18 protein-coding genes, 1 pseudogene and 3 other annotated features are annotated in these 20,765 nt (G+C 40.0%); of the genes and pseudogenes, 12 read left to right on the forward strand and 7 right to left on the reverse strand.

Annotated elements, in window-relative coordinates:
* Positions 1 to 21 precede the first annotated feature (21 nt).
* A complete protein-coding gene (locus MKX82_RS05555; protein ID WP_233317097.1) occupies positions 22 to 618 on the reverse strand; it encodes a general stress protein in 597 nt (198 codons plus the stop codon).
* A gap of 196 nt (positions 619 to 814) precedes the next feature.
* A complete protein-coding gene (locus MKX82_RS05560; protein ID WP_233317184.1) occupies positions 815 to 1,072 on the reverse strand; it encodes an excalibur calcium-binding domain-containing protein in 258 nt (85 codons plus the stop codon).
* 303 nt (positions 1,073 to 1,375) lie between these two features.
* On the opposite strand from MKX82_RS05560, the gene MKX82_RS05565 reads away from it, so the two are divergent.
* From MKX82_RS05565 to MKX82_RS05580, 4 genes are all read left to right on the forward strand, one after another.
* Positions 1,376 to 2,290, forward strand: coding sequence for a LysR family transcriptional regulator (locus MKX82_RS05565; RefSeq protein ID WP_341075577.1), 915 nt, complete (start codon positions 1,376 to 1,378; stop codon positions 2,288 to 2,290).
* 109 nt (positions 2,291 to 2,399) lie between these two features.
* On the forward strand, positions 2,400 to 3,515 hold the full coding sequence (locus tag MKX82_RS05570; protein WP_233317095.1) for a 5-methyltetrahydropteroyltriglutamate--homocysteine S-methyltransferase: 1,116 nt from the start codon (positions 2,400 to 2,402) through the stop codon (positions 3,513 to 3,515).
* An 80-nt stretch (positions 3,516 to 3,595) separates the two neighbouring features.
* Positions 3,596 to 4,297 (forward strand): HAD family hydrolase, encoded by a 702-nt coding sequence (locus MKX82_RS05575; protein ID WP_341075582.1) that lies wholly within the window; start codon positions 3,596 to 3,598, stop codon positions 4,295 to 4,297.
* 23 nt (positions 4,298 to 4,320) lie between these two features.
* The gene (locus tag MKX82_RS05580; RefSeq protein WP_341075585.1) at positions 4,321 to 4,809 is read left to right on the forward strand and encodes a methylated-DNA--[protein]-cysteine S-methyltransferase; all 489 of its coding nucleotides are present in this window, start codon (positions 4,321 to 4,323) and stop codon (positions 4,807 to 4,809) included.
* A 16-nt stretch (positions 4,810 to 4,825) separates the two neighbouring features.
* Here the strand turns inward: MKX82_RS05580 and MKX82_RS05585 are convergent, their stop codons facing one another.
* A complete protein-coding gene (locus tag MKX82_RS05585; protein ID WP_233317092.1) occupies positions 4,826 to 6,538 on the reverse strand; it encodes a methyl-accepting chemotaxis protein in 1,713 nt (570 codons plus the stop codon).
* 360 nt (positions 6,539 to 6,898) lie between these two features.
* On the opposite strand from MKX82_RS05585, the gene MKX82_RS05590 reads away from it, so the two are divergent.
* Positions 6,899 to 7,594 carry a glycosyltransferase domain-containing protein gene (locus tag MKX82_RS05590; RefSeq protein WP_237941077.1) on the forward strand — a complete coding sequence of 232 codons (696 nt, stop codon included), beginning with the start codon at positions 6,899 to 6,901 and terminating at the stop codon, positions 7,592 to 7,594.
* 47 nt (positions 7,595 to 7,641) lie between these two features.
* On the opposite strand, the gene MKX82_RS05595 is transcribed toward MKX82_RS05590, so the two are convergent.
* Positions 7,642 to 8,886, reverse strand: coding sequence for an MDR family MFS transporter (locus tag MKX82_RS05595; RefSeq protein WP_233317090.1), 1,245 nt, complete (start codon positions 8,884 to 8,886; stop codon positions 7,642 to 7,644).
* 335 nt (positions 8,887 to 9,221) lie between these two features.
* Between MKX82_RS05595 and murQ the strand changes: the two genes are divergently transcribed.
* The 3 genes from murQ to MKX82_RS05610 all read left to right on the forward strand — a co-directional run bounded on the left by murQ (position 9,222) and on the right by MKX82_RS05610 (position 12,637).
* Positions 9,222 to 10,139: an N-acetylmuramic acid 6-phosphate etherase gene (gene murQ, locus MKX82_RS05600; RefSeq protein ID WP_233317089.1), complete on the forward strand. Its 918-nt coding sequence runs from the start codon at positions 9,222 to 9,224 to the stop codon at positions 10,137 to 10,139.
* A 120-nt stretch (positions 10,140 to 10,259) separates the two neighbouring features.
* Positions 10,260 to 11,621 (forward strand): PTS transporter subunit EIIC, encoded by a 1,362-nt coding sequence (locus MKX82_RS05605; RefSeq protein WP_341075595.1) that lies wholly within the window; start codon positions 10,260 to 10,262, stop codon positions 11,619 to 11,621.
* Complete coding sequence (locus MKX82_RS05610) at positions 11,618 to 12,637, forward strand: MupG family TIM beta-alpha barrel fold protein (RefSeq protein ID WP_237941082.1); 1,020 nt, start codon at positions 11,618 to 11,620, stop codon at positions 12,635 to 12,637. The genes MKX82_RS05605 and MKX82_RS05610 overlap by 4 nt, the downstream gene beginning before the upstream one ends.
* Before the next feature lie 190 nt (positions 12,638 to 12,827).
* On the opposite strand, the gene MKX82_RS05615 is transcribed toward MKX82_RS05610, so the two are convergent.
* On the reverse strand, positions 12,828 to 13,298 hold the full coding sequence (locus MKX82_RS05615; protein WP_233317086.1) for a hypothetical protein: 471 nt from the start codon (positions 13,296 to 13,298) through the stop codon (positions 12,828 to 12,830).
* Positions 13,299 to 13,487: 189 nt separating this feature from the next.
* Here MKX82_RS05615 and MKX82_RS05620 point away from each other — a divergent pair, with 189 nt between their 5' ends.
* The 3 genes from MKX82_RS05620 to thrS all read left to right on the forward strand — a co-directional run bounded on the left by MKX82_RS05620 (position 13,488) and on the right by thrS (position 17,905).
* A complete protein-coding gene (locus MKX82_RS05620) occupies positions 13,488 to 14,231 on the forward strand; it encodes a GNAT family N-acetyltransferase (protein WP_341075598.1) in 744 nt (247 codons plus the stop codon).
* A 25-nt stretch (positions 14,232 to 14,256) separates the two neighbouring features.
* Positions 14,257 to 15,156: a PhzF family phenazine biosynthesis isomerase gene (locus MKX82_RS05625; protein ID WP_341075601.1), complete on the forward strand. Its 900-nt coding sequence runs from the start codon at positions 14,257 to 14,259 to the stop codon at positions 15,154 to 15,156.
* 71 nt (positions 15,157 to 15,227) lie between these two features.
* Positions 15,228 to 15,447: a binding site (T-box leader), on the forward strand.
* Positions 15,448 to 15,479: 32 nt separating this feature from the next.
* Positions 15,480 to 15,687 (forward strand) — a binding site (T-box leader).
* 31 nt (positions 15,688 to 15,718) lie between these two features.
* Positions 15,719 to 15,927 (forward strand) — a binding site (T-box leader).
* A gap of 55 nt (positions 15,928 to 15,982) precedes the next feature.
* Positions 15,983 to 17,905: a threonine--tRNA ligase gene (thrS, locus tag MKX82_RS05630; RefSeq protein WP_341075604.1), complete on the forward strand. Its 1,923-nt coding sequence runs from the start codon at positions 15,983 to 15,985 to the stop codon at positions 17,903 to 17,905.
* A gap of 81 nt (positions 17,906 to 17,986) precedes the next feature.
* Here the strand turns inward: thrS and MKX82_RS05635 are convergent, their stop codons facing one another.
* The gene (locus MKX82_RS05635) at positions 17,987 to 18,112 is read right to left on the reverse strand and encodes a hypothetical protein (protein WP_267913469.1); all 126 of its coding nucleotides are present in this window, start codon (positions 18,110 to 18,112) and stop codon (positions 17,987 to 17,989) included.
* A 187-nt stretch (positions 18,113 to 18,299) separates the two neighbouring features.
* Here MKX82_RS05635 and MKX82_RS30395 point away from each other — a divergent pair.
* A pseudogene (locus MKX82_RS30395) lies at positions 18,300 to 19,262 on the forward strand (asparaginase); the annotation flags it as partial.
* A gap of 92 nt (positions 19,263 to 19,354) precedes the next feature.
* Here MKX82_RS30395 and MKX82_RS30400 read toward each other — a convergent pair.
* Positions 19,355 to 20,464, reverse strand: coding sequence for an MFS transporter (locus MKX82_RS30400; RefSeq protein WP_445738839.1), 1,110 nt, complete (start codon positions 20,462 to 20,464; stop codon positions 19,355 to 19,357).
* Between the last annotated feature and the right edge of the window lie 301 nt (positions 20,465 to 20,765).

Consider the following 20,765-nt stretch of genomic DNA (forward strand, 5'->3'; position numbering starts at 1 on the left):
TTGTCAAATCCGGCGCCTTCGTTATTCTTTTGTTAAGTGTTCATTGCGGGGGAAGGAACGTTTATCAAGAATAACTTCATCCGCCGCATCCCTGTTTGTAGTTCCTTCGCCGCGCCTTTCTAAAATCGGTGTATCTGGTGTATCTTGAAATACGGGATTTCTACGTTCATAGTCTTCATTAGGTCCAAGGGAAATATTCATCCCCTGTTCTTTCCCATTTAATGGGGGCATTTCTGGATAGTCGGTAGAGATATTAGCATTAAACTCTTTTGCCTCTTTTTCAACTGCCAGCAAGAATTTTCCTTGTTCCAGTTCAGTGGAAAATTGATCAAGCTCTGCTGCCGGAATATCCAAGTTTGCTGCTTTCGTATTTTCATTTGTTCCGAAACCAAGGTCTTCCATTGTAAAATAGCTTTTCAATTTCTCAAAAAAACCAGCGGATTCATTTGTATCACCAGATGCAATGCTTGCGTCAGTATTAGCTTCCAAATAATCAGTATCTGTTCTGTTCGTCACGACAGAAAAATCCTCTGCAACATATCCTTTATTCGTCAGTCTTTCAATTGCGTTAATGGTCTCTTCTGGAGTCTCGTAAACAGCTACAATACTTTTTGCCATTTTTATTCCCTCCTTGAAAAATCGAATAAACATCTATGTCCATCCTTTTCCCCTCATACAAAGATATAAACGGAAAGATGATTTTACCAATTAAGGAATGAAAAGGTTATGTTATTAGAAACGTGATTTTTACAGTCTCTTTAAGCGATCACAGGAAAAAACCAGAACAATTCGAAATAGTTCTGGTTTTTATCATTTAACGTTCGCAAGCAATCAAATCTTTATCTCTGTCGCTTTTTTTGTTGGCATCATAAAGAGCTTTAGAAACGTATGGCTTGTATTTTGTTTTCCCGCCTTTATTTTTCACATTGGCAGCACGGGCCACTCCGCCCTTGTATTTTTTGTTGAGCTCTGTGCAGTTTTTATAGGTAACTACTTTTGTGGCAGCTTCTGCCTCGTTAACCGTACTAAGTGTGAAGGTAAAAAGCAGACCTGCTGCTATAGCAGCTTTCATGATTGACTTCATAAAGATTCTCCTTTGAATGGTACATTAGAATTAGCGTATTTATTGGGAAAAATAGTTATTATTTTCTAATATACTTCCAATCCCTATATGATAGTATCTTAATCCTCTTATACTAGCAATAAAAATATGATATTATGTATAAAATTAATTTCTAAGAAATTAGTCAAGGGAGGATCGAGTGCTTAAGGACTTAAGGGGACCGCGGGAAATGGAGCCTGACGTTGGCATGCTTTTTGCCTTGGTTATGGTATAAAAAGAATTCTAGATAAGACATAAAGGGAGGAACTTTTCATGACACTCCAGCAATTGAAATATGTGGTGGAAATTGTACTGTGCGGTTCAATAAATGAAGCGGCAAGACGTTTATACATGTCACAGCCGAGTTTGTCAAAGGCAGTTAAGGAGCTGGAAAAGGAGCTCGGTTTTGAGATATTTCTGCGGACCTCAAAAGGAATAACCTTATCAAAAAACGGGGCTGAGTTTCTCGGTTATGCCCGTCAAGTAGTGGAGCAGTCGGAGCTGTTAGAGCGCAGATATTTTAACAGCGCACCTTCTCAGCAGCTGTTCTCTGTTTCCACACAGCATTATGCATTTGCTGTCAATGCATTTGTCGAAATGATTAAAAAACATGGTGCAGATGAATATCAATTTACGTTGAGAGAAACGCGGACATATGAAATTATTGAGGATGTTAAAAACTTCCGCAGTGAAATTGGCATTCTGTATGTAAGCTCCTTTAATGAAAAGGTCATGCTGCAAATGCTAGAACAGGAAGGGCTTGATTTCCATTCTCTTTTTGAGGCAGGGCCCCATATTTTTGTGAGTGCCCAAAATCCTCTTGCGGAAAAGTCATCTGTAACGCTCGGGGATTTAGAAGCATTTCCTCGTCTGTCCTTTGAACAGGGAGAGTTCAATTCCTTTTATTATGCGGAGGAAATATTCAGCACGATTCCAAGAAAGAAATCGATACAGGTGAGTGACAGAGCGACATTGTTTAACTTGCTGATTGGCTTAAACGGATATACGATTTCTACTGGTATATTAAGCTCTGATTTAAATGGATCTGATATTGTATCGGTTCCCCTTGCTGAAGAGGAAACAATTTCTGTCGGATGGATTGTTCATAAAAAAACGAGACTTAGCCGGATTGCTAATCTTTATTTAGAGGAGCTTAAAACATTCGTAGATTTTTATGCGAATAAGTGATATAGCTTTTAGTTATAACGGACGATTACTTTTATCAGTTACTCTATACCCTTTTAATTATGCTAATATACAGACAATAATGAGGACAAAGGGAAAAGAGGGAAAGTACATGCAAACGATTGATAAATCAACACAGAAAAAAGCACCATTTCGTGCAGATCAAGTAGGAAGCTTACTTAGATCGGAGGCAATCAAGCAGGCTCGTCTCCAAAGAGCTGCTGATGAAATTACAGCTGAGCAATTAAGAGAAATAGAAGATACAGAGATTGCAAGAATTGTGGAAAAGCAAAAGGAAGTTGGCTTGCAAGCTGTAACAGACGGTGAATTCCGCAGAGCATGGTGGCATTTCGATTTCCTTGAGGACCTTCAAGGCGTGACAGGCTATCAAGCAGGATCAGGCATTCAATTTAAACAGAAACAAACAAAATCACGTTCTATTAAAGTTACTAGCAAGCTTGGGTTTGACAAACATCCATTTTTGGAGGATTTTAAATTCTTGCAGCAAGCAGCAGGTGATCATACAGCAAAAATGACAATCCCAAGTCCAAGCATGCTGCATTTCCGCGGTGAGGTGGACAGTGCTGTCTATCCGGACCAGGATGAGTTTTTTGCAGATCTTGCGCAAACTTATAAAAAAGGACTGCAAGCATTTTATGATGCCGGCTGCCGTTACATACAGCTTGATGATACATCATGGGCTTATCTATGCTCAGAAGAACAGAAGGAACAGCTTCGCGCAAAAGGATTGGATCCTGACTATTTAAGCAGAAAATATTTAGAAACATTAAATGCAGCAGTTTCTGACCGTCCAGATGATTTTAAAGTGACTATGCATATTTGCCGCGGGAATTTCCGTTCCACATGGATTTCTTCTGGAGGCTATGAGCCGGTTGCAGAAAAATTGTTCGGCCATCTGAATATCGATGGATTCTTCCTTGAATACGACAATGACCGTTCTGGAGGATTTGAACCGCTTCGCTATGTGAACAGACCTGACTTAAACATTGTATTAGGATTGATTACATCTAAATTTGGCGAACTAGAAAGCAAGGATGTCATTAAGCGCCGAATTGAGGAAGCGTCTCAATATGTTGACTTAAATCAATTAGCTTTAAGCCCGCAGTGCGGCTTTGCTTCAACAGAGGAAGGCAACCTGCTTACAGAAGAGCAGCAATGGGACAAACTGCGCCATGTTGTGGAAATTTCTAAAGACGTGTGGAAGTAATAGTTAATACAAAAAAACTGGTTGAAATTAATTCAGCCAGTTTTTTATTGTTTTACAATAGGATAAAGCAGTAGTCTATAATGGAAGAAAAGGAAGGAGCTAAATGCTTCATGATAAAAGCTGTTTTGTTTGATTTAGACGGAACTTTATTGAATAGAGACGAATCAGTCCTTCGCTTTGCTGACCGGCAATATGAAAGATTGAAAAAGTGGACAGGACATATACCGAAAGATACGTATATTAATAGATTCATCGTATTGGATGCGAAAGGGTATGTGTGGAAAGATAAAGTATACAGGCAGCTTGTTGAAGAATTTTGCCTGACTGGCATTACCTCACAGGAACTGCTGCAAGACTATTTAGATGAGTTTTCCTACAGCTGTGTTCCTTTTCCTAATGTAAAAGAAATGCTGGAAGAGCTGGCAGCAGCAGGGTATAGACTTGGAATAATTACAAACGGATTTGGTAAGTTCCAAATGGGAAATATAGAGGCATTACGTATAAGAGGCTATTTTGATGCTATATTGATATCAGAATGGGAAGGTGTAAGAAAACCTGATCCTGCCATTTTTTTGCGTGCACTGCAAAGAATGGATACAGCTTCTAATCAAAGTATATTCGTCGGTGATCATCCGCAAAATGATATTGCTGCAGCTAGTCATGTTGGCATGGTGAGTGTATGGAAAGAAAATGCGCAGTGGAGCGGGGGAATTGCTGATTATACAGTGACGGATTTAGGTGAGATCCCAAACTTACTTCATGATTTAAAAAATAATTCCTAGAATAGTTGTTGGGAGGCAATTATATGAATGAAAGGTTTATTATCGACTATCAATCGCCAATCGGCCTTATCGAAATAACAGGTACAAAGGCTGGAGTATATTCTGTTTTGTTTACAGAAAGAGACAGCTTGCAATATCCGCTGACAGAGGACAAACCGAAACCATTAACAGACTGCTATGAGCAGCTTGATCAGTATTTTAATGGCGAGCTTGAAACATTTAGTTTTCCCTACATTATAGAGGGAACTAATTTTCAAAAAAATGTGTGGACAGCATTAATGGACATTTCCTACGGAAATACGGGTTCCTATAAAGAAATTGCCGTCAGTATCGGCAATGAAAAAGCAATCAGGGCTGTCGGCAGTGCAAATGGCAGAAATAAGCTATGTATTGTTATCCCTTGTCACCGGATTATCGGCAGCAACGGAAGTTTAACCGGATATGCAGGTGGGTTATGGAGGAAGGAATGGCTGCTTGACCATGAAAATAAAAAACATGTCCCGAAGCAATAAGCTCGGGACATGTTTTTTATATTTTAAACTGCTTAATGATTGTTTGCAGATCATCTGCTAAAAGAGCAAGTGCCTGGGACGAAGAAGTGATTTCTTCCATAGAAGCAAGCTGTTCCTGTGTAGCAGCAGAGATATTTTGGGTGATGGCAGCTGAATCTTTCGCGACACCACTTACATCAAATATCGATGCATGGACAGTTTCGGTTCCTTTTGCAAGCTTATTCAAGGCTTCTGATATATCTTCAATTTGGGATACAACACTATTTACGGCAGTTTCGATTTTTTGGAAAGAGGTGCCGGCAGAATGAACAACATTCAGTCCTGAATGAACCTCGTGAGATGCTCTTTCCATTGTTTCCAATGTATGCTCAGTATCCTTTTGAATTAATTGAATCAATTTTGAAATTTGTTCTGTTGAATTAGTTGATTCCTCTGCAAGCTTTCTGACTTCATCTGCGACAACAGCGAAGCCTTTGCCGTGCTCACCAGCTCTAGCCGCCTCAATGGCAGCGTTTAATGCCAACAGATTTGTTTGCGCTGAAATGCCAGTGATAACATTTGTGATTTCTCCAATTTCATTTGAACGTTCCTTCAAGCTTCTGACAGCTTCTGATAAGCTGTTAACATTTGCATAAATAGAATTCATTTGTGTGTTAACTTCTGCAATTGCTTCGTTTCCTTCAGTAGACACTTGAGATGCGTGCAGAACATCTTTTGTTATTTTTTCCGTGTTATCAGCAATTGTTTTCGTATAAGCTGTTATGTCACTGATAATATGTGCACTGTCTTCCACCTTATCTACTTGTTTGTCTGTTCCAGCGGAAAGCTCTTGTACAGTAAGAGTTATATGCTCGCTTGCTTTGCTGTTTTCCTCCGCGCTAGCACTTAATTCCTCTGAAGCGGCTGCAACCTGCTGAGAAGAATCATATACAGTGCTGAATACAGATTGCAGCTTTGATGTCATATGATTAAAGGACTCTGACAGCTGACCAATCTCATCACGTGATTGATAACTGCCTTTTACTGTGAAATCTCCGTTTTCAGCAAGAGAAAGAAGCTCTTTTACTTCCTTCACAGGATTGATAATCATTCGTCCAATCAGAATACTTAATCCGATTAGCAGCAGTAAGCCGACAATGATGACTGCAGCAACAAAAATCGTAACTGTTTTTAAGCTATCTTTGCTTTTGCTGTAAATATTTTCTGCATACTGTGTTTTTGTGTTTGCAAGTTCTTTAAGCGTATTATTAACCTTCGCTCTGTTTGGTTCTACTTCTTTTAAGTAAAGGTCATAGCCTTCTTCATTTTTGTTGGCAAGGGCCAATTCGACAACCTTATCTCTTGCGGCAGATAATGCAGTGACTTGTTCTTTAAACTGCTCGAGCAGTTTTTGTTCATCAGACATTAAGTTTCCGCTCTCAATTTCCGCAACAAGTGCATCAATTTCTTCCCAAGCAGAAGTAATTTCCTCGTGCAATTCTTTATTTTTGCTTTCGTCAGTCGTCAGCAGCAATTCTAATGTATATGCGCTGCTCGCCCTTGTATTTATCCTGATCTGCAGCATGTCTGTTACTGGCAGTAAATTCTCCTTGTACATAATCTCTGTGTCCTTTGCCATGACACGGATATAATTTAATCCTAAAAAGCCGACTGATCCGAGTGCAAGAGCACTTACTAAGATGATAATGAACAGCTTCTTTGTAATAGATAAGTTCTTAAGCAGTTTCAATGTATATTCTCCTTTTAAGTAAGATAAATTCCTGAAGCTAATACATATATCGACAGAGTTAAATTAAAATATAGAGGTGTAATTTTTCCTCTTTTTTCCTTAAGGCGATTGTCCATGCATGGAGTTCCTTCTTCTTGAATAAATACTTGTAAGGGGTGAAAAACTGGAGGAATTTGAAAAATAAAAAAGAAGTTTCGCTCTGTGAATAAACGGTTAATTACTAGAATCAGTATGAAAAAAAGATTCTGGAATAAAAAGGCTACATAATAGTGCAAAAAAATCAATTATGCTATAATAAGTGATTAATTGAATATTGAGAAATTTTTCGTTGTTTTTAGTAGAAAGGGAAGGAGAAGGCAAATGAAAAAAAGGGTGGTAATCTATACAGCGATAACGAAAGGCGATGACGAATTAAAGGAGCCGGCAATTAAATCTAATCAGTGTGACTATATATGCTTTACAGATGATCCAGCACTTATTTCATCTACATGGCAAATAAGGCCTCTTCCTCCAAGCGACTTGGATATTGAAAGGCAGTGCCGGCAGGTTAAAATCATGCCGCATTTCTTTTTGCCTGAATATGAATTCAGTATTTGGGTAGATGGGAGTATGGAGATAACTGGAGATATCGATGAGCTGATTGAGCAGTACTTTCTGCTAGGCGACAGACCGCTGTATACCTTTAAGCATCCACTAAGTGACTGCATTTATGAGGAAGCGAACGAGTGTATAAAGCAAGGGTGCGACAATGAAGAAATTATCAGGGATCAGCTGGCGAAATATAAAGAGGAGTATTACCCTAAACATAACGGCTTGATTGAAAGCAGTGTAATCCTTCGAAAAACACATTCTCCTGACGTGATGCAATTAATGGAGCAGTGGTGGAAGCTGGTGAAGAATTTCAGCAGAGCAGACCAGCTTAGCTTCAATTATGCAGCATGGGTATCAGGATTCTTTTATGGATATTTGCAAGGAGACAGCAGAGGAAACAGTAAATATTTCCGCCATGTTCACACAGCAGCTGTGCTGGAAATGGAGCTGCCTGAACTAGTTTAATAGGTAATTTTTAAGGGAGGCATGGATATGCCTCCCTTTTTGTTGCTTTAAGCGGGCAGCTTTTTCGATATGAGCTTGAATACATAGAAGTAAAGGAACACACTAACAAGTGCTGAGAGAAAGATTAAACCGAACACAAGGATAGGCATCATCCAGTCTGCAACAATTACAGCAAAGGGAGCTAAGAACCTGCCAATGGTAAATTGCAATTTAGAGGCTCCCATATATAAGCCGCGCGATTCTTGGGGTGCATATTCACTCACAAAATTATTCATCACAGGAGAGCGAATAATTTCTCCGAAGGTAAAGATAACGGTAAACAGCATTAAAAGCCAAATATTTGTTGTCAGCCCGACGGCGAACATTCCAATGCCTGCTAAAAAAGAGGAAAGCATAAAAATATCGCGGTCTTTCCAATCTTTAAGCCATTTGGCAGATGGAAGAACAAAGAGGACAAACATCAGCCCGTTTAAGCCGAGCATCCAGCCGAAGGCTTCTGTGCCAGACAGTGTAAAGGACCAGTCATTGACTGACAACACCGTTTGGAGGTGCACAAACTCTGTCACATAAATTGCTAAATAAAGATCAAGCTGCATAATAGCTATAATCGCAAAAACTCCTGCTGCAATATAAAGCACAAATACTTTGTCAGAGAGTAAGGTCCTGTATGCTTTCCACTGGTTAAGGAATGTATTCCAAATACCTCGAGAACCTTGATGACTATTTGCAGCTGCCGGCACAGTTTCTTTTATGGCATAAAAGATGGCAACACTGTAGATGGCCATAATGAGCATACAGGCCCATAGTAATTCTGTTCTGTACTGGAAAAAAAGGGTTGCCCCGATTGCAGGTCCTAATACAGCTCCAATATTGTTAGCTGTGATAAAGACAGCAAATACTTGACGCCTATTCTTCTGTGTAGTCAAATCCGCTACCATGGCATCACTTGCAGGACTATAAATTGCCCCGCCGATTCCGATGCCAATAAAACAAAGATAGTCTAGCCAGTGGGAGGAGGATAAGGCAAAAACAGCAAACATGAGCGCTTTTAAGCAGCACCCTGTAAGCATTACAGGCTTTCTCCCAAAACGGTCGGCTAAATCACCGCCAATCATGCTGAATGCAATTGCTGTAAGGGGAGGAACTGTCATAAGCAACCCTGCTAACTGACTGCCAAGTGCGCTGCTGAAGTAAACAGCGATAAAGGGAAAATACATCCAGTACAATAAGTTGAAAAGAGCTTCTCCAAAAAGCCGTATTTTTAAATTGGCATTCCATACAGTTATGTTCATTTCATTACCTTTTCCTTTTATTTAGTTTCCGGCCGGTATATTTATCCTAAAATAATAAAAAAATTAAATATAGACTTATATTTTGATTTATTTTATAATAATAGTATGAAAATTTAGAATCTTCATCTCTTCGTTTAAGTGCGATAAAAATCGAACATATGCTTCATTTAGCTGTACGGTACTTTCCAAATGAACATAAGAAACTAGCCATCTATGCTAGTTTCTTTTTTTTATGACATAAATTGAACTAATGTTTTATAAAAATAAATTAATTATTGAAATTAAGTTTCAATAATCCTATAATAAAATGGTAACCAAGAATGGAGGACTAACGTATGGATCAGAAGCTCAAGTTACTAACTACAGAATCTCGAAATGATCAAACAATGCATATAGACACAGCAAAGACGATAGATATCTTGAAGCTTATGAACGAAGAGGATCAAAAGGTTGCCCTCGCAGTACAGCAAGTGCTTCCAGATGTTGAAAAGGCTGTTCAATTTGCCTGTGAGTCTATTAAGAATGGCGGCCGCCTTATTTATATTGGGGCCGGCACAAGTGGTCGACTTGGTGTTTTGGATGCAGTCGAATGCCCGCCGACTTTCAGTACTGCCCCAGGGTTAGTTCAAGGGATAATAGCCGGAGGGGAAAAGGCATTTGTCACTGCTGTTGAAGGAGCAGAGGACAAAGAGGAGCTTGGAGCACAAGATTTAAAAGATATTAGCTTAACAGCCTATGATACAGTGATTGGAATTGCTGCGAGCGGACGTACTCCATATGTAACAGGTGCGCTCTTGTTTGCGCGAAGTGTTGGAGCGAAAGCAATCGCGCTCTCATGCAATAATCAGTCCGTTATCAGCGAGGCTGCTGACCACAGTATAGAAGTGGTCGTAGGGCCGGAAGTGCTCACTGGTTCGACAAGACTAAAAGCAGCAACCGCACAAAAGATGATATTGAATATGATTTCAACAGCTACAATGATTCAGCTTGGGAAAGCCTATGAAAACTTAATGGTAGATGTGCATGTGAGCAATTATAAATTAAAAGAAAGAGCAATCAACATCATCTGTAAAACTACAGGGGCAAGCTATGATCATGCTAAAGAGGCACTGGAAAACGCCCAAAACGAAGTGAAAACGGCAATTGTGATGCTAAAAACGAATAAAGAATACAAAGAAGCGAAGGAACTTCTCGGCACAGCGGGCGGTTATGTAAGAAAAGCGGTTAACTTAGCAGGTGGCAAGGAAGAATAGCACAACTACGCTACCGAGTGAATAATATTGAGACGGCAACAAGGCTGTCTTCTTATACGAGAAAATTAAAGCGGTTTCATTTTTAGTTGTTTCAAATGAGAATAAAGAGGGGGAACTAAAATGTCCGGGGAAAATCATGTTTTAGCGCAAAAAATCTTAGAACAGCTGGGCGGTCCTGCTAATATAGCAGCTTATACACACTGTATGACTCGCCTGCGTGTAACGCCTGTTAATTTTGCTGTTGTAGATAAAGAAGCAATAAAAAAAATCGCTGGTGTATTAGGGCTGGTTGAGGATGAGACACTGCAAATCATTATAGGACCTGGGAAAGTTAATAAGGTTACTGAAGCATTTGGAGGGCTTCTATCCTCATCAAGCGAAGTAAATCTAGAAGAGCTAGCAGCACAGAAAAAGTCAGAGTTAAAAGCGAAAAACGCTACTCCTGTCAAACTGTTCTTACGAAAAATCGCCAATATTTTCATTCCGCTAATCCCCGCCCTTGTAGCATCAGGATTAATTACAGGAATTACGAAAGCTGTTGTACAAGGCGGCTGGCTTGCGGCAGAGTCGCAATTTGCGCTGATATTAACAGTGATCGGAGGCGGCTTATTTACCTATCTAGGCATTTTAGTCGGCATAAATGCAGCGAAGGAATTTGGCGGTTCACCTGCATTAGGGGGAGTTGCCGGCATTTTAATCATTAATCCGTCTGTCGCTGGAATAACTCTTTTTGGAGAAGAACTGCTGCCTGGACGGGGCGGATTAATTGGTGTTTTGTTTGCAGCCATCTTCATTGCCATTGTCGAAAAACATGTCCGCCGCTTTGTGCCGCAGTCCTTTGATATTATCATAACTCCAACAGTAGCTTTATTAATAACAGGAATTATCACCTATCTCGTGTTCATGCCAATCGGGGGCATTATCTCAGATGGAATTACAAAAGGCTTGCTCGCTGTTTTGGATATGGGCGGAGTTGTAGCCGGCTTTGTGTTAGGAGCTGCATTTTTGCCGTTAGTTGTAACAGGCTTGCACCAAGGGTTAACTCCTGTTCATCTTGAACTAATAAATGCAATTGGGGATGATCCTCTGCTGCCGATTTTAGCAATGGGCGGAGCAGGCCAGGTAGGTGCAGCATTTGCCATCTATTTAAAAACGAAAAAAACACGCTTAAAACGAGCGATTGGCGGTTCCTTGCCGTCCGGTTTGCTCGGTATCGGGGAGCCGTTGATTTTCGGGGTGACACTTCCCCTTGGCAGGCCATTTTTGACAGCTTGCCTTGGAGCAGGAATAGGCGGCGCATTTCAAGCTTATTTTAAAGTTGCTACCATTGCTGTCGGCGTTTCCGGATTACCGCTTTCCTTTCTAGTTCATGCCGAACAGATTTTACTATACTTGGCCGGGTTAATCATTGCTTATGCAGCAGGGTTTGCTTTCACATTTTTATTTGGATTTAAGGATGAAATGGCGAGTGAATTCGAATGATTGGGATTTCCTTTTATTTAAATGATCCTCTCGCTGAACAACGATTAATAGAAGCAAGTATGCAAGGAGTTAAAAAGGCATTCACCTCATTGCATCTTCCTGAGGAACAGGGGCATCTTGCTAGCAAGGTAAAAAAACTGCTTGCAACAGCCAAAGCTAATGGAGTCGAGGTTTATGCAGATGTGTCTCTGAAAACCCCCAGCCATTTAGGAATAGCAAATTTAGAACAATTGAGGGATCTTGGCATAGCAGGAATTCGACTTGACGACTTTGATTCGCATAGGATTATTAAGCTGTCAAAGCAATTCCACATTGCCCTTAATGCAAGTACAATTTCAAGGATAGAGCTTAAAAGTTTGCTTGCAAATGGACTAGAGAGTGAAAGGCTGATTGCTTGGCATAATTTTTATCCTCGCCGTGAAACTGGCTTAGATGAAAACTTCTTCAAGAAGCAAACCGCTTTATTTAAACAATATAATATTCCAGTATGTGCCTTCATACCAGGAGTAGGGGAAAAAAGAGGCCCCATCTTTGAAGGGCTTCCAACGCTGGAAAGCCATCGTGATATAGATCCCTTTATAGCAGCAGTTGAGCTGTTGAAGGTGGGAATAGATGATGTGTATATAGGAGATCCAGCATCAGGTAAGGAACTTTTAGCGAAGCTGATGAAATTTCATTCAGATCGCATCCTCCCACTTCGTATATATTCCTCCGTTCTCCAAGGGGGTATTTATCGCATCCGTCCCGATTTTGCCCGCGATGTGCTGCGCTTAATGGATACAAGGAATGATGAATCTGCAGCTCCTGAATATACAGGGGAGCGGCTTCGGGGAATGATTACAATGGACAATGACTTATATGGGCGCTACCGAGGGGAAGTTCAAATTGCCTTACGAAATCTTCCTGCAGATGAACGGGTTAATGTCATTGGTCAGGTTATCGAGGAGGATCTCGAGCTACTGTCACATATTCAACCAGGTCAACAGCTGGAGTGGAAAGTATTGGGGTCATACTAGAGCGAGTACAGAGCAACATGTAACAAAATAATAGTGAGCTTGTGCCCTGTTATATTTTTAACAGGGTTATTCTTATGTTTTAATAGAGTAATAATTGCTAATTTTATGATAAACTAAAGCAGTAAGGAAATAACTTACAGGAGTTTTCAATAAAAAAGAATGCAGCTTAGCTTGGACAGCAGCATTCTTCCTAATGATTGCTTCTGTTTTTTAGCAGCCATGCTTTTGCAGCAAGTCCAACTGCTAAACCGGGTATGACACAGAGAATCGGCATAAATATCGGTCCAATCAAGATGCCGAATAAGGTCCATCTCTGTGAATAAATCAGCCCGATGGTTACAAAAATCGTACATGATACGTAGGGAAGAAAGGCGTAAGGTGGAGTAGAACCTTCCTTATATGTATCTCTTACAGCATCCCACATGGCAAAAAAATACAGACATGGATAAAACATAAGCCATTGAAAGTGAATATATTCCGTTGCTTTATCAAAATGACCATTGAAGCTGGAAATGATCGCAAGATTAAAATTGGATTGGCGGTTAATGACCATTTCCATCAAAATAAAAAGCAGTGATTTTAAGATTTTGTGATTTAACAGCTGGCCAAAGCCAGGAAAAGCAATCGACCATAACAATCTTTCCAATGTTACTTTATTCAATTTAGGATCAGCCTGCTTCCTATTTGTATATTGGTAATTGGTATATAGAAAAAACAGTAACTTGTCATAATGCCGCTGTTTCTTATTATTACACATAGCATTTTAAATATTAATTTTTTTACAGAATTTGTATAATTTTATCGCGCGAATATTAGAGGTAGGTGCAGAAGTTTGAAGGAAATAACATATATGGACATACATAAAGAAGGAGAAGTAGTTTTTGATACTGCTAGGTTTCGCCATTATCATGATCCGAAGATGCTCAGTCGTTATGACAGTAATTTTATTGCATTTAAGGAAATGCCAAATAAGAAGGAATTCAGCGATACAGAAAAATATCTACAGGAATATCATGTTGCAAGAGGGCAAAAACATGTAAAGTTTGTGTTTCCGCCGAATGAAAAGCTAGATGATTCATTATTAACTAATCTTTCTAGTGAAGGCTATGACACTGGATTTACGGAGTTGTATAAAATAAATCCGCGAGATTTTCCAGGATATGAGATGCAAAAAGAAATAGAAATTGCTCATGTCGGAGCAAATCAGCTTGAGGATTTTTTAACATTAAACTATCAGCAAGACCTTGTCTTCGGGAGTGCGTTTGCGTCAATGAAGCAGGAAAATAATCGGAGTCACTTTAAGGATTCTGCTTTTGGGCAGGTTATCGCTTATTATAATGGAGTGCCTGCTGGCGGATTAGTAGCAATCCTGAAAGAACAAACAGTCGAGATTGATGGTTTGTTTGTGCTGCCGGAATTTCAACGAAAACAAATCGCGGCACATCTCCAGCAATTTGTGATGAAGTCCTTTCCCGAAAAGACGGTTATACTGCTTGCAGATGGTGAGGATACACCAAGGGAAATGTATAAAAAGCAAAATTATGAATATGTCAGTTTTCAGTATGAAACAGTGAAGGTATTTGAAGAGGATTAAATCTATTGCAAAGGGGATGAGCAGCGTGAAATCAGTTAAAGTTTTTCATTATGATGCATTCAGCACCATGCCGGACAAAGGCAATCCTGCTGGAGTGGTTTTCACAGGAGATTTATGCAGTAAGTCGGAAATGCAAGAGATTGCCTTTAAGGTTGGATTTAATGAAACAGCATTTATTGCCAGCTCTGACAAAGCAGACCTGAAGATAAATTACTTCACACCAGGCCATGAAATGGATTTATGCGGACATGGGACGATCGCCTGTTTATACGGCCTTTACGAACAGAGATTATTGCCTCCGAAAGAGGAGTTAACAATAGAAACCAAAGCTGGCATACTACCGATTAAACTAAAGGTAGATAATTCAGGAAGAATGTACATAACGATGAAGCAAGCACAGCCAAAGTTTATGGAATTTCGAGGTTCCCAGAAAGAGCTAGCCTTGGCAATTGGTTTAAAAGAAGATGATTTATCGGAAGAGCTGCCAATTATGTACGGCAGTACAGGAATATGGACACTGCTTATCCCTATCAGGAGCTTATCTGCGTTTAAGAAGATGAAGCCGGACAATCAATTGTTCCCGAATATTTTGACAGAGAATCCAAAGGCATCCTTGCATCCTTTTTGCCTCGAAACAGAACTGGAAGGCGCTGATATGCATGCCCGCCATTTTTCTTCGCCATTTTCTAGAACAGTGGAAGATCCTGTCACAGGCACCGCCTCTGGAGTGATGGGTGCTTATTATGCTTCTTATATTAAAGAGCAGGCTAAAAAGCCATTGCATTTAATAATAGAGCAAGGTTTGGAAATGAACCGTGCAGGCACAGTGTTAGTAACGGTGTCAGAGGGAGATAACGGACTTGGCATAGAAGTTACAGGAACAGCAGTGTATGTGAATGAAATGGAAATAAATATTGGTCATTAAAAAAAATGGGCTGGAAAAAATAAAATAGATATTGCAACGTTTGGGAATATACGGTAATATGTTAAATAATTATTAAAGCGAAGATAAGGACATGAGTTGTTTAAAAAAGTTGACAGAGAGGGAAGTGCAAGCTGGAATCTTCCTAACAGATTTTAACATCTTACCACCTTTGAGCTGTGTTGGGGAAATATAGTATCCAATGCCGTCAATGCTGCGTTAAAGCACAATAAGCCGCAAAGTTTTTGCGGGAAATTGGGTGGAACCACGGGTATAAGCACGCTCGTCCCTTGCTAGAGGGATGTAGTGTGCTTATTTTTTTATATAAAAAAGTGATGAAAAGGACATGAATTATTTTTACGGTCTACAGAGAGGGAAGTGCAAGCTGGAAACTTCCTGGCTTAGGAAAATGATTTACCGCCTTGGAGCAGTGCCTTAGAAAAGGTACCGTTAGCTGCGTTAAAGCACAATAAGCCGCAAAGTTTTTGCGGGAAATTGGGTGGAACCACGGGTATAAGCACGCTCGTCCCTTGTTAGAGGGATGAGTGTGCTTATTTTTTTATATAAAAAAGTGATGAAAAGGACATGAATTATTTTTACGGTCTACAGAGAGGGAAGTGCAAGCTGGAAACTTCCTGGCTTAGGAAAATGATTTACCGCCTTGGAGCAGTGCCTTAGAAAAGGTACCGTTAGCTGCGTTAAAGCACAATAAGCCGCAAAATTTTTGCGGAAAATTGGGTGGAACCACGGGTATAAAACGCACTCGTCCCTTGTTAGAGGGATGAGTGTGTTTTTTTTATACAAATTTTTAATAGGAGTTGATTGACTGATGAAGAATCAATGTATCAGAGTGAAATTTCCGGATGGGAAATGGAAGGAATATAAAAAAGGAGCTACAGCAGGGGAGATTGCAGAAAGTATTAGCTTAAGTTTGTGCAAAAAAGCAGCAGCGGCAAAAATAAATGGTCAGCTGCTAGATTTAGCTACTCGACTGGAGGAAGATGCCGAGCTTTCGATTATCACTGTTGATTCTATCGAAGGGCTAGGAGTTTTGCGCCATACTGCTGCACATATTATGGCACAGGCATTGAAAAGATTATATCCATCTGTCGAGTTAGCAACAGGTCCAGTCATTGAAAATGGTTTTTATTATGATGTGAAAAGCGAGGTACCGTTATCACTTGGTGACTTGTCAGCTATCGAAGCAGAAATGAGGAAAATAATCGATGAAGATTTGCCGATTGAGCGTATCGAAGTTTCCATTGATGAGGCAGAAAAAATTTGGCGCCAAAGGAAGGAATCCTACAAGTTAGAATTATTGAGTGCAATACCAAGCGATGAAATCATTTCCATTTATAAGCAAGGAGAATTTATGGATCTATGCCGTGGTCCTCATCTTCCGCAAACAGGGATGTTGAAGTTTTTTGCGTTAACAAATGTTTCTGGAGCCTACTGGAAGGGAGATAGTCAGAATGAAGCCCTTCAGCGTGTATATGGAACAGCATTTGCTCATAAACAGGACTTAGCGGATTATATGCACTTTTTAAAAGAGGCAGCGAATCGGGATCATCGTAAATTAGGGAAGCAGCTAGGCTTATTTATGTTTTCTGAAGAAGCTCCAGGCATGCCGTTTTATTTGCCTAAAGGGCAGCGGATTCGCAATGAGCTGGAAAAATTCTCAAGAGAATTGCAGCAGGAATCGGACTATGAGGAAGTACGCACTCCTTTTATGATGAATCAAAGACTATGGGAACAATCAGGACACTGGGATCATTATAAAGATAATATGTATTTCTCTGATGTCGACAATCAATCCTTTGCACTGAAACCGATGAATTGTCCTGGTCATATGCTTGTTTACAAAAATAATTTATATTCATACAGAGATTTGCCAATCAGGCTAGCTGAGTTCGGCCAAGTTCATCGCCATGAATACAGTGGCGCCTTGAACGGGATGCTTCGAGTCCGTACATTTTGCCAAGATGATGCCCATATTTTTGTACGGGAGGATCAAATTCAAACAGAAATCAAAGACATAATTGCGCTGATTGATAAAGTATACAGCACATTTGGATTTGATTATAGTGTGGAGTTGTCAACAAGACCGGAGGATTCTTTAGGAGATGACAGCCTTTGGGAAGCGTCAGAGCATGCCCTTGAACAAGTGCTGGATAATTTAAACATCAACTATGTGGTAAATGAAGGCGATGGAGCATTTTATGGACCGAAGATTGATTTTCATATTAAAGATGCATTAAACAGAAGTCATCAGTGTGCGACAATTCAGCTTGATTTTCAAATGCCGGAAAAGTTTGATCTTGTCTATATAAATGAAAACAATGAAAAGGTTCGGCCAGTTGTTATTCACAGGGCAGTTTATGGAAGTCTGGACCGATTCTTTGGCATTCTAATTGAACATTTCAAAGGAGCTTTTCCAGTTTGGCTTGCACCACTCCAAGTGAAAATCATTCCCGTTTCACATGTACATCTGGACTACTGTTTACAAGTTCAATCCGCCTTGAAGCAAGCTGGTATTTGTGTTGAATTAGATCAGCGGGAAGAGAAGCTAGGCTATAAAATCCGAGATGCCCAGCTGCAAAAGATTCCTTATATTCTTGTATTAGGTGACCAAGAAGCGCAAGCAGGAACTGTAAATGTCCGCAAGTTTGGCAGCAGGGACATAAAGGAGCAATCGCTCATGCAATTTATCGATGCTGTAGGCAAGCAAATAAAAGATAGAAGCTTATCATAATTTCATAAAAAAAGCCTGTCTTGCTAGTCTATACGACTAGTTTGACAAGGCTTTTTTTATATTTCAGGCAAAGAAGTATCTTTAAACACTTGGAACCGCAAACAGCTTCAAAAAGCCGTTCAGCTTATAGGCAGAATGATTTAATAAATAATCTAATCTCGTTCGCAGCCTGATAATTGTATAGATAATGGTTACAAGTATCGCCAAGAAAATCCCTCCTGAATATGGTTCTGCCATTTAATTATGGCTTTTTTAGTGTTTCAACATATAAAAATATTATTCGTACCAATAAATTAGAGAGCAAAGAAGAATTTTTATAATATTTCGACACAAAAGAGTGAGCTTGTATTAAAATGACTATACACAGGCATTAGAGAATGGAGGCGTATGGAAGGTGGAAGCACCGATTTTAGTATATAGAGGCACATATATTGAAAGCACACATGATATTCATATAGCTGTTGTCAATAGAGATGGAGAATTGATTTACTCCTATGGAGATCCGAACAGATTGACATTTCCACGGTCATCCATGAAACCGTTCCAGGCTATTCCCCTTATAGAAACTGGTGCAGCAGACCGCTTTGCTTATGATGGTTCTGCACTTGCACTAAGCTGTGCTTCACACAGCGGTGAGAGCTATCATCGCCACACTGTCCTTGATATTTTAGACAAGCTTGGTTTGAAGGAAGATGCCCTCCAATGTGGGACACATACACCTTGGGATATGGCGAGCTATAAAAAATTACTAACAGCAGGCAAAGATGTTACACCAGTTTACAGCAACTGCTCTGGCAAACATTCTGGCATGCTGGCAACAGCGGTCCATATGAACGAAGACATTGCATCCTACCGCGAGATTACCCACCCTGTTCAGCAGCGGATTCTTGAGGCAATCGAAGCAGTATGCTCCTATCCAAAAGAGCAAATCAGAATCAGTGTGGACGGATGCGGGGTGCCTGTCCATCAACTGCCTTTACTACATACAGCACTTGGTTATGCGAGGCTTGCCAAACCTGATGCTTCAAACAAAAGAGAAGGCGCTCTTGAAAGAATAAGGGATGGGATGATAAATTATCCGGAAATGGTTGGCGGAACGAAACGGTTTGATACAGATTTAATGAAAGCATTTGGAAATCAGATTGTTTCAAAGGCAGGAGCAGAAGCAGTTCAATGTCTTGGTTTAACGATGGAGGGAATCGGCATTGCTGTTAAAGTGGAAGATGGAGGGACAAGAGCTGTCAGTGTTGCCACAATGGAAGTGCTCAGGCAGTTAGGGGTAGGTAATGAGCAAATTTTTAAACAGCTGTCTAAGTATATAGAAGCGCCTGTTTATAATGCAAGGAAGGAAAAAATCGGCGCAGTGAAAGCGAACTTTGTTCTTAAGAAAACGCAGGGAGAAATAATAACAAACAAGGAGACAGGATGCTCCTGTCTCCTTGTTTGTTATTATTTGCTTTGTGCTGGTGCTGCTGATCGAAGGAAGAAGGATACCCCAAGACCAATCAATAAAAACACACTAAGAATGATGAAAGACATTGTCAGCATTCCTGTTTTTAACAGCTGTACAGATACGATTGGACCAGCACTTGCTCCAAGAAACAGAATGAACGCATTAAATGAGATAGCTGTTCCTCGCGCATTGCCTGCTTTTTGGCTGATTAAAGATATAATGACAGGTGAAACTACTGCAATTCCGGTCACAAACAAAACACTCATAATGACAACTGCAGGCAGAGAGGTGCAAAAACCTAACAAGAATAATCCAGCAGCGGAAAGGCCAAGGCCAGCTCTCATGACGTTCAATGCCCCAAACCGCTTGGAAATGGATCCGACAAAAAAAGCAATAAGCATCCCAATAATTCCAACTGCTCTTACATACAAAATCTGGTCACTAGATAAACCGAATTTCGGAGAGGATAAATAGCTGCCCAAAATAGTGTACATACCAACTAATGTAAATAACAGCATGAACGTAACCGAGAAGCAAAGCAGGAGCTGTGGCTGATAAAACAGCTTTTTTATCTGCTTAAACTTGCTCCAAATATGCTCGGTTGATTTTTCCTGCTCCTCTTTCGGCAGAGCTATAATGACAAGCACGGCAGAAAACAGATAAACAACACCTAAAATAAAAAAGATTGCATTCCACCCGAGCAGTTCATTAATAATGCCGCTAAAAAGCTGCCCGATGATGCCGGCCATCAATAATCCAGTACTGATAAAGCCAACGACTGTGACCCTTTTATTAGGTGGAAACATTTCGCCTGCATAAACAAGGGAAATGGGTGCAAATGCAGCAGCAACAAGTCCTTGTATTGCCCTTAAAACCACGAGCGCATGATAGGAATGGACAAAGCCAATCATAAATGTAATAACAGTTAATACACTGATGCTGACTACCATAAGAACCTTTCGTCCATATTTATCGGAGATAGGTCCATACAGTAAGCAGCCAAGAGCATAACATAAAGAAAACGAACTGCCTATCCAGGATGTCTGGTCTAAAGTAATGTGGAATTCCTCTGAGAAGACGGAGGTTAAGGGAATGGTAATGTACATACTTGTTAACAAGGTAAGTCCGCACCAAAATAGAATAAATGTTATAAAGGGATAATTCCTTTTTTGACTTGCCTCGTTAATAATTGCGTGACTCAATTTCAGCGCTCCTTTTATTGTTAGTTCTCTCCTAAAGATGAGGAGATGATGAAATCCATCTGATTATATAGCCTTTCTAAAAGGTATGCAATGATAGGGATTTTATCCGAGTTCTCAAAGAATGAATGATTACCAGAGACTTAATAAAAGAAATAGGAATATTTTCTTATATATTTACCAAATTACTTGTCGATATAGGGGGTAG

Source organism: Niallia sp. FSL R7-0271 (assembly GCF_038005785.1).
Taxonomy (GTDB): Bacteria; Bacillota; Bacilli; order Bacillales; family Cytobacillaceae; genus Niallia.

Coding starts and splice junctions, on each gene's coding strand:
- MKX82_RS05580 (WP_341075585.1), top strand. CDS start 4,321: ATGAATGAAAGGTTTATTATCGACTATCAATCGCCAATCGGCCTTATC.
- MKX82_RS30400 (WP_445738839.1), bottom strand. CDS start 20,464: ATGTACATTACCATTCCCTTAACCTCCGTCTTCTCAGAGGAATTCCAC.
- MKX82_RS05620 (WP_341075598.1), top strand. CDS start 13,488: ATGGACATACATAAAGAAGGAGAAGTAGTTTTTGATACTGCTAGGTTT.
- MKX82_RS05560 (WP_233317184.1), bottom strand. CDS start 1,072: ATGAAAGCTGCTATAGCAGCAGGTCTGCTTTTTACCTTCACACTTAGT.
- MKX82_RS05610 (WP_237941082.1), top strand. CDS start 11,618: ATGATTGGGATTTCCTTTTATTTAAATGATCCTCTCGCTGAACAACGA.
- MKX82_RS05595 (WP_233317090.1), bottom strand. CDS start 8,886: ATGAACATAACTGTATGGAATGCCAATTTAAAAATACGGCTTTTTGGA.
- MKX82_RS05575 (WP_341075582.1), top strand. CDS start 3,596: ATGGAAGAAAAGGAAGGAGCTAAATGCTTCATGATAAAAGCTGTTTTG.
- thrS (WP_341075604.1), top strand. CDS start 15,983: ATGAAGAATCAATGTATCAGAGTGAAATTTCCGGATGGGAAATGGAAG.
- MKX82_RS05605 (WP_341075595.1), top strand. CDS start 10,260: ATGTCCGGGGAAAATCATGTTTTAGCGCAAAAAATCTTAGAACAGCTG.
- murQ (WP_233317089.1), top strand. CDS start 9,222: ATGGATCAGAAGCTCAAGTTACTAACTACAGAATCTCGAAATGATCAA.
- MKX82_RS05590 (WP_237941077.1), top strand. CDS start 6,899: ATGAAAAAAAGGGTGGTAATCTATACAGCGATAACGAAAGGCGATGAC.
- MKX82_RS05565 (WP_341075577.1), top strand. CDS start 1,376: ATGACACTCCAGCAATTGAAATATGTGGTGGAAATTGTACTGTGCGGT.
- MKX82_RS05555 (WP_233317097.1), bottom strand. CDS start 618: ATGGCAAAAAGTATTGTAGCTGTTTACGAGACTCCAGAAGAGACCATT.
- MKX82_RS05570 (WP_233317095.1), top strand. CDS start 2,400: ATGCAAACGATTGATAAATCAACACAGAAAAAAGCACCATTTCGTGCA.